General features: G+C 69.2%; 7 protein-coding genes. 3 read left to right on the top strand and 4 right to left on the bottom strand.

Translation table 11 applies throughout. The annotated features are described in order from the left end of the window. The first annotated feature begins 143 nt into the window (after positions 1 to 143). The 3 genes from STRBO_RS0106540 (at position 144) to STRBO_RS0106530 (ending at position 4,029) form a co-directional block, all read left to right on the top strand. Complete coding sequence (locus STRBO_RS0106540; protein WP_020665505.1) at positions 144 to 1,160, top strand: ABC transporter permease; 1,017 nt, start codon at positions 144 to 146, stop codon at positions 1,158 to 1,160. 77 nt (positions 1,161 to 1,237) lie between these two features. Next, positions 1,238 to 3,022 (top strand): ABC transporter substrate-binding protein, encoded by a 1,785-nt coding sequence (locus STRBO_RS0106535; protein WP_005480640.1) that lies wholly within the window; start codon positions 1,238 to 1,240, stop codon positions 3,020 to 3,022. Positions 3,023 to 3,045: 23 nt separating this feature from the next. Further along, entirely contained in the window at positions 3,046 to 4,029 is a 984-nt protein-coding gene (locus STRBO_RS0106530) for an ABC transporter permease (protein ID WP_005480642.1), read from the top strand. A gap of 72 nt (positions 4,030 to 4,101) precedes the next feature. On the opposite strand, the gene STRBO_RS0106525 is transcribed toward STRBO_RS0106530, so the two are convergent. The 4 genes from STRBO_RS0106525 to STRBO_RS0106510 form a co-directional block, all read right to left on the bottom strand. After that, positions 4,102 to 4,485: a VOC family protein gene (locus STRBO_RS0106525; RefSeq protein WP_005480643.1), complete on the bottom strand. Its 384-nt coding sequence runs from the start codon at positions 4,483 to 4,485 to the stop codon at positions 4,102 to 4,104. A 494-nt stretch (positions 4,486 to 4,979) separates the two neighbouring features. After that, positions 4,980 to 6,122: an ABC transporter ATP-binding protein gene (locus STRBO_RS0106520; protein WP_005480647.1), complete on the bottom strand. Its 1,143-nt coding sequence runs from the start codon at positions 6,120 to 6,122 to the stop codon at positions 4,980 to 4,982. 13 nt (positions 6,123 to 6,135) lie between these two features. Then, the gene (locus STRBO_RS0106515; RefSeq protein WP_005480649.1) at positions 6,136 to 7,197 is read right to left on the bottom strand and encodes an ABC transporter ATP-binding protein; all 1,062 of its coding nucleotides are present in this window, start codon (positions 7,195 to 7,197) and stop codon (positions 6,136 to 6,138) included. Between the two features lie 10 nt (positions 7,198 to 7,207). Continuing rightward, positions 7,208 to 8,185, bottom strand: coding sequence for an ABC transporter permease (locus tag STRBO_RS0106510; protein ID WP_005480651.1), 978 nt, complete (start codon positions 8,183 to 8,185; stop codon positions 7,208 to 7,210). Positions 8,186 to 8,287: the final 102 nt, after the last annotated feature.

Genomic DNA, 8,287 nt, shown 5'->3' with positions numbered 1-8,287 from the left:
CCACCGCGAAAGCCAAGAAACCCCGAGGACCCGGTAAGAGCAGCCTCCACCCAGTAAGAGCGGGTTCGGCAATCACCCTCCCCTTGGTCAAGGGCACCGGCAACGCATTGACCCCGGCCGCGGGCGAGTTGAAGGGTCACGTCATGGGGACCTCGCCCGCATCCACGACGGCCACGCCCTTCGAGGCGCCGCCCACCACCCCGCCCCGCCCCGCCGGAGGCCACGGCACCAGCTCACCCGGCCGCATCGCCTGGCGCCGCTTCCGCAGGGACCGCGCCGGCACCGTATCGGCGTACATCGTGCTGCTGTTCTTCACCGCCGCGATCGCCGCCCCCCTGACAGCGAAGCTCTACGGCAGGAACCCGTACACGACGTACGGCCAGAACCAGCCCGGCCTGCTGAACCAGTTCGGTTTCCCGGTCGCACCGAACGGCGGGGTCAGCGGCGACTTCTGGTTCGGCATCGAGCCTCAGCTCGGCCGGGACGTCTTCACCCTCCTCCTCTACGGCATCCGCAACTCGCTGCTGATCGCCACGGTGACGACCCTGCTGGTCACCGGCCTCGGCATCGTGGTCGGCGTGACGGCCGGCTATCTCGGCGGCCGGGTCGACAGCCTCGTGGGCCGGATCGTCGACATCCTGCTGGCCTTCCCCTCCACCCTCTTCTTCATCGCCATGTGGCCGGTGCTGATCTCGATCCTGGTGCCGCCCGACGAGAACACCCCGACCTGGCTGACGGTCGTGAGCCTGATCTCGGTGATGACCGCGTTCGGCTGGGCACCCATCGCGCGGCTGCTGCGCGGCGAGGTACTGGCCCTGCGCGAGCGGGAGTTCGTGGAGGCAGCCAAGGTCACCGGCGCCTCCGCCGCCCGGATCGTCTTCCGGGAACTGCTCCCCAACCTGTGGACCCCGGTCCTCATCCAGGCGACCCTCGCGCTGCCCATGTACGTCACCACGGAGGCGGCCCTCGCCTTCCTCGGCGTCGGCCTCAGCGACCCCACCCCCGACTGGGGCGTGATGATCCAGCGCGGCGCGCAGGTCTACCAGAACGACATCACGTACATGCTCTTCCCCGGCCTCTCGATGGTCATCTTCGTGATCGCCTTCAACCTCCTCGGCGACTCGGTCCGCGACGCGCTCGACCCGAAGAGCAGACGTTGACCCCCTCCTCGGAGGCCCGCCCCACCCCCCTCCCCCTTCTCAAGAAACCCCCTCTCCCTGATTCAGGCAGGACACCCATGTCGATCTCCCGCAGGAACTTCGTCATCGCAAGCTCGGTCGCGACGGCCGGCGGCGCGCTCGTCCTCAGCGCGTGCAGCAGCGGCGGCGGGGGCGGTACGGCGGGCGGCGGCGCGGCCTCCGGCGCCACGTACGCCAAGGTCACCGTGGGCACCGCGGCGGACTCCACCGGCCCCGCGCCGAAGGTCCCGGGTGCGCGCAGGGGCGGCACGATCCGCCCGATCGGCCCGGACGACTTCTCGCACCTGGACCCGCAGCGCATCTACTTCGCCTGGAACTCCACGGTCGCGAACCTCTACGTCCGCTGCCTCACCGGCTACAAGATCGCCGCCGACGGCTCGATGAGGCTCGTCGGTGACCTCGCCACCGACACCGGCACCATGACGGACGGCGGCAGGACCTGGACGTTCACCCTCAAGGACGGCCTGAAGTGGGAGGACGGCAGCGAGCTGACCGTCGACGACGTACGCCACGGCATCGAGCGCGGCTTCGCGAGCTTCACCACCGAGGGCGCCACCTACGTCCAGACCTGGCTCACCGGCTCGAACGACTTCCGGTCGGTCTACAAGGGCCCGTACGGCGGCAAGCACCTCTCCTCCGTCGTCACGGACACCGCGAAGAAGACCGTCACCTTCCACCTGAGGACGGCCCGCCCCGACCTCAACTGGGCACTGGCGATGCACTCCTACGGTGCCGTGCCGGTCGCGCACGACAGCAAGGAGAAGTACGACAAGGACCCCGTCTCCTGCGGCCCGTACCGGATCAGGCAGCACTCCGTCGACAAGTCCCTGACGCTGGTGCGCAACACCCACTGGGACCCGGCGACCGACCCGATCCGCAACGCCTACCCGGACTCCGTCGTCTTCGAGTTCGGCCCCGAGGCCCTGCCGGCCACCGACCGGCTGATCGCCGACTCGGGGACGGACCGGTACGCGGTCATGGCGTACAGCGGGGTGCCGGCCGAGCGTATCCAGAAGGTGATCGGCGACTCCGCCCTGGAGTCCCGCACCATCGACGGCCTGCTGACCGGCCTGTACTACTACGCCGTCAACTGCCGCCGCATCAAGGACGTCCGGGTCCGCCAGGCCCTCAACTACGCCTGGCCGCTGGAGCAGATCCGTTCCATCTACGGCGGCCCGTCGGCCGGCGACTACGCGACCACCATCCTCAGCCCGGACATCGCGGGCCGGGTGAAGTTCGACGCCTACGGCAAGCTGAAGAACCCGCGCGGCGACACGGCGAAGGCGAAGTCCCTGCTGAAGGAGGCCGGCAAGCTCGGCCAGAAGATCGTCTACACCTATCCGCAGGGCGGCAACGACGCCTACGAGAAGACCAAGGTCGTCATCGCCAACGCCCTGAAGGAGGCGGGCTTCGATCCGGTGATCAAGCCCGTGGAGTCGACGAGCTACTACGACCAGGTCGGCCAGATCGACAACCAGTTCGACGTGATGTGGTACGGCTGGTCACCGGACTGGCCCGCCGCCTACACCCTCCTCCAGCCGCTCTTCGACGGCACCACGATCGCGGACAACGCCCCCAACGTCTCCCAGCTGAACGTGGGCTGGGTCAACGCGGCGATCAAGAAGGACGCGGCCATCACCGACACCGCGAAGGAGAACGCGGCCTGGGCCGCGCTGGACAAGTCGATCATGGCGAAGGAGGCTCCGATCATCCCGGAGACCTACCAGCGGCGGTACTACCTGTACGGGTCCAAGGTGGGCGGCGCCCAGTTCGACCCCCTGTTCTCGGCGTTCCTCGTCCACAAGCTGTACGCCAAGGCCTGAACCGGACCGGGCCCCGAACCGCCATGCTCCGCTTCGTCGCCCGCAGGACGCTGAGCGCGCTGCTGATCCTGCTGATCATCAGCGCCATCACCTTCCTCCTCTTCTACGTCGCCCCACGCGACCCCGCCCGCTCCGCCTGCGGCAAGCTGTGCACCCCGCAGACGCTCGCGCTGGTCCGGCACAACCTCGGCATCGCCGACCCGCTGCCCGTCCAGTACGGGCACTGGCTGGCAGGAGTGTTCACCGGCCGGGACTACGCCGGCCTCGGCCACTGCCCGGCCCCCTGTCTCGGCTACTCCTTCACCAACCACGAGCCGGTACTCGGACTGATCACCGACCGCTTCCCCACCACGCTGTCGCTCGCGCTCGGCAGCACGGTCGTCTTCGTCGTCTTCGGCGTGGGCACCGGCATGGTCGCGGCGGTGGCACAGGGCCGCGCCCTGGACAAGATCGCGTCCTCGGCGTCCCTGGTGGGCTCCTCGCTCCAGATCTACATCGTCGGGGTCGTGGCGATGTACTACCTCTCCGACCAGTGGGGCCTGCTGCCCCGCCCCTCGGACGCCGTCGGCTTCACCCAGGACCCGCCGGCCTGGTTCAAGGGGCTCCTCCTCCCCTGGCTGGTCCTCGCGATCATCTTCACCGCCAACTACACCCGGATGACCCGCTCCCAGCTGGTGGAGACCCTCGCCGAGGACTACGTCCGCACGGCCCGCGCCAAGGGCATGTCCCGGTCCACGGTCTTCTTCCGCTACGCCTGGCGCGGCGCGATGGGCCCCATCGTCACCATCCTCGGCCTCGACATCGGCTACCTCCTCGGCGGCGCCATCATCACCGAGGAGACCTTCGGGCTCCACGGCATCGGCGCCCTGTCCATCAAGGCCGTCCGCGACAACGACCTCCCCCTGCTCCTCGGAGTGGTCCTGGTCGCCGCCGCCGCGATCGTGGTCGCGAACATCGTGGTGGACGCGGTGTACGCGCTGATCGATCCGCGGGTGCGGTTGGCCTAGGTGTACTCGGCGGGCGGGCCGGCTGCCGCTGGGCGACCTGCGGCAGCCCGGCCCGGCCCGGCACGCCCGTCGTCAGCCCAGCTCGCCCCGCTCCACACAGAACTCGTTGCCCTCGGGGTCGGCCATGAGCACCCAGCCGCCGCCGTCGGGACGGGTGTGGTCGGCGATCACCCGGGCGCCGAGCGCGACCGCCCGCTCGACCTCCTCGGCGCGGGTGCGGCCGTGCGGCTTGAGGTCGAAGTGGACCCGGTTCTTCGCCGACTTGCCCTCGGGCACCCGCACGAACAGCAGCCGCGGCCCACCCGCCGGGTCCGCGATCAGCGCCTCCGGGTCGCCGGGCTTGTCGTCGTCGGCCAGCGGACGGCCGAGCAACTCGCTCCAGAAGAGGGCGACGTCGTAGGGGTCGCCGGTGCAGTCGAAGGTGACGCTGTGGATGGCGGGGTGCGTGGGGCTCAACAGGGGCTCCGTCGTGAGTCGGTGGGTGAGGCGCTCGGCAGGGGCCGAGATCAACAGCCCAGGTTGCCGCCCGCGGTCACGGGCCGCCACCGATTTCGCTGCGGGCCCCGCTCTCGCCCCACGGTCCCGTCAGCCGCCGGGTCACCACGCCAGGCGACCGTCGGGCGGCCGTCGGGCGACACCTCGCCCTCACGCACGCCCTCGGCGCAGACGCGGCCCCACCGGCGCCCCCCCCCAGCCCCGTACGGCCTCCCCTGGGCGGCGGTCGGAGGGTTCTGGGGCGGTGAAGGCGACGACGACGCAGGAGACACGCCTCGACGCCACGCCACCCACCGGACGCCCCCCACGACCCACGCGGGCCGCCCGCACGGCCGCCCGGCTCCCACCGTCACCGGCGGCCCACCGCACACGACAAGGCCCGTCGTACGGCGGTGACGGCCCCGGCGAGCGGGAACGTCACCGTCGTACGACGGGCCCATGACGACTCGGTCAGGTCAGCCCTTGGCGATCTTCGCCCCGGATGCCTCCGGCGCGCTGTCCTCCAGCGCCTTGAGCGCCGGGTCCAGCACGACGTCCTCGGCGCGGGCCTCGGTCGTCGGGTCCTCCGGGAAGTGGCAGGCCGTCAGGTGGCCGGCCAGGTTGCCGGAGAGCTGGATGAGCGGCGGCTCCTCCGAGGCGCACTTGTCCTGCGCCTTCCAGCAGCGGGTACGGAAGCGGCAGCCGGACGGCGGCGAGATCGGCGAGGGCACGTCGCCGGCGAGCCGGATCCGCTCCTTCGTCTCGGTCTCGTCGTCGATCGCGACCTCGGGCACCGCCGAGAGGAGGGCGTGGGTGTACGGGTGGCGGGGCCGGTTGTACAGCGAGTCACGGTCGGCGACCTCGACGATCTTGCCGAGGTACATCACCGCGACACGCTTCGAGAAGTGCCGGACGATCGCGAGGTCGTGGGCGATGAACAGGAACGCGATGCCCAGCTCGTCCTGGACCTTCTGGAGCAGGTTGACGACCTGCGCCTGGATCGACACGTCCAGCGCCGAGACCGGCTCGTCCGCGACGATCAGCTTCGGGTTCAGGGCGAGCGCGCGGGCGACCCCGATGCGCTGGCGCTGACCGCCGGAGAACTCGTGCGGGAAGCGGTTGTAGTGCTCGGGGTTGAGACCGACCAGCTCCAACAGCTCGCGGACCTTGTGCTCCCGGCCGCCCTCGGGGTTGATCCCGTTGACCTCCATCGGCGACTTGATGATCGTGCCGACCGTCTGCCGCGGGTTCAGCGAGGAGTAGGGGTCCTGGAAGATCATCTGGATCTCGGACCGCACCGGCGCCAGCTGCTTGCGCGAGGCGTGGGTGATGTCCTGGTCCTTGTAGGTGATCTTCCCGCCGGTGGGCTCCATCAGCTTGGTGATCAGCCGGCCCGTGGTCGACTTGCCGCAGCCCGACTCGCCGACGAGGCCGACGCTCTCGCCGACGCCGACGGACAGGTCGATGCCGTCCACCGCCTGGACGGCCCCGACCTTGCGCTTGATCGGGAAGCCGCCGTAGATGGGGAAGTGTTTCGCCAGGCCCTCGACCTTGAGGAGGGTCTCGGCCGGGGTGTCCTTGGAGCCCTGCTGCGCGGGGAGGGTGAGGTTGTCGCTCATGTCTCGGTTCTCCCTAGCGCAGCCGAGGCTGGATCTTGTCGATGAAGATGGTCTGCTTCTGCTCCGCCGTCAGATGGCAGGCGGAGTCGCGCCCCTGGCCGAGCGGCGGCCGCTCGGTGCTGCAGCGGTTGCCGCCGACCTCGCCGGTGAACGAGCAACGCGGGTGGAACGGGCAGCCGGTGGGCGGGTTGAGCAGGCTGGGCGGGGAGCCGGGGATCGGCGTGAGTGCCTGGCTGGTGTCACCGCCGAGACGGGGCATCGAGCTGAGCAGACCCCAGGTGTAGGGGTGCGTGGGGTTGCGCAGCACCTCGCGGACGCTGCCGCGCTCCACGGCCCGGCCGGAGTACATCACCAGCAGGTCGTCGGCCATGTCGGAGATGACGCCGAGGTCGTGCGTGATGAAGATGATCGCGGAGCCGAACTCCTGCTGGAGATCCTTGAGCAGGTCGAGGATCTGCGCCTGGACGGTCACGTCCAGGGCGGTGGTCGGCTCGTCCGCGATCAGCAGGTCCGGGTCGCAGACCAGCGCCATGGCGATCATGGCGCGCTGGCGCATACCGCCGGAGAACTGGTGCGGGTAGTCGTCCACGCGCGTCTGCGGGTGCGGGATGCCGACCTTGGCCAGCATCTCGATCGCGCGGCGCCGGGCCTCCTTCTTGGAGGCGCCGGTGTGCTTCATGAACGGCTCGGCGATCTGCCGGCCCACCGTGTAGTACGGCGAGAGCGCCGTCAGCGGGTCCTGGAAGATCATCGCCACCTTGTTGCCGCGGAGCTGCTCCAGCTCCCTCTCCTTGGCGGTGACGAGTTCCTTGCCGTCGAGGATGATCTCGCCCTCGACGGTGGTGGTCTTGGGGTTGTGCAGACCGAGGACGGTCAGGTTGGTCACGGACTTGCCGGAGCCCGACTCACCCACGATGCCCAGCGTCTTGCCGCGCTCGACGTCGAAGGAGAGCCCGTCGACGGCCTTGACTATGCCGTCCTCGGTGGAGAACCGCACCCGCAGGTCGCGGACCGAGAGGAAGGCCTCCGGCCCGGTCGGGGCCTTCTCACCTTCGGTCTTGGTCAGAGTGGTCACGGTATTTCTCCTAGCTGAGGCGCACGCGCGGGTCGATGTAGGCGTAGGCGATGTCCACGACGATGTTCAGAAGCAGGATGAAGAAGGCCCCGAACAGCATCACGCCCATGGTCAGCGGGATGTCCTTGTCGGTCGAGGACTCGACCGCCAGACGCCCGATGCCGGCCAGGTCGAACGTGAACTCAGTGACCACCGCGCCCGACAGCAGTGCGCTCAGGTCCATGCCGATGATGGTGACGATCGGAATGAGTGAACCACGCCAGGCATAACGGAAGAATACGTACCGCTGCTTCATGCCCTTCGCCCGGGCCGTGCGGACGTGCTCCTCCGACAGCTGCTCGATCATGGTCGAGCGGGCCATACGGGTGTACTGGGCGGTGAAGATCGTGGCCATGACGGCCCAGGGGATCAGCATGCCCAGGGCCCAGCCGACCGGGTCCTCGGTGAACGGGACGTACTTCGGGCTCTCCATCCAGCCGGTGCTGAAGACGAGGATGCCGAGGACGATCGGACCCAGGAAGTAGATCTGGAACGAGCTGAGCACCATCGAGGCGCCACTGACGATCTTGTCGACGATGGTGCCGCGCTTCCAGGCGGCGAGCAGGCCGGAGCCGAGGCCCAGCACCAGGAAGATCACCAGGCCGCCGATGGTCAGCGACAGCGTGAGCGGGAAGCGGTCGATGATGGAGTCCCAGACGAACTCACCGCTCTGGAAGGACATGCCCAGGCACGGCGCGGGGCAGTGACCCACCGCGAAGTCCCGGCCGACGACGATGCCGGACATGAAGTCCCAGAACTGCGTGGTGATGGGCTTGTCGAGGCCGAGGTTCTCTCTGATGACCGCGATGTTCTCGGGGGAGCAGTTCTTGCCGCAGGACAGCTGCGCGAAGTCTTGGGGGATCGTATAGAACAGGAAGAACGTGAAGGCGCCGATCAGGAACATGATGACGACAGCGCCGATCAGCCTGCGGATGAGGAACTGAAGCATGGCGGGTGGATGCTCTCTTCGAAAACGCGGCGGTCGGAGGGGGTGGAACCGACCGCGGGGGTGCGCTCCGCCTGGCGCACACCCCCGCGGATCAGCCGGTTT

The organism is Streptomyces bottropensis ATCC 25435 (assembly GCF_000383595.1).
In the GTDB taxonomy this organism is placed as follows: domain Bacteria; phylum Actinomycetota; class Actinomycetes; order Streptomycetales; family Streptomycetaceae; genus Streptomyces; species Streptomyces bottropensis.
Note: the sequence above shows the minus strand (reverse complement) of the source record. Positions and strands in the feature narration are given on the sequence as shown.

Bases quoted from the DNA above. Each gene is read 5' to 3' on its own strand.
- STRBO_RS0106530 (WP_005480642.1), top strand. From the start codon at position 3,046: ATGCTCCGCTTCGTCGCCCGCAGGACGCTGAGCGCGCTGCTGATCCTG.
- STRBO_RS0106510 (WP_005480651.1), bottom strand. From the start codon at position 8,185: ATGCTTCAGTTCCTCATCCGCAGGCTGATCGGCGCTGTCGTCATCATG.
- STRBO_RS0106540 (WP_020665505.1), top strand. From the start codon at position 144: ATGGGGACCTCGCCCGCATCCACGACGGCCACGCCCTTCGAGGCGCCG.
- STRBO_RS0106535 (WP_005480640.1), top strand. From the start codon at position 1,238: ATGTCGATCTCCCGCAGGAACTTCGTCATCGCAAGCTCGGTCGCGACG.
- STRBO_RS0106520 (WP_005480647.1), bottom strand. From the start codon at position 6,122: ATGAGCGACAACCTCACCCTCCCCGCGCAGCAGGGCTCCAAGGACACC.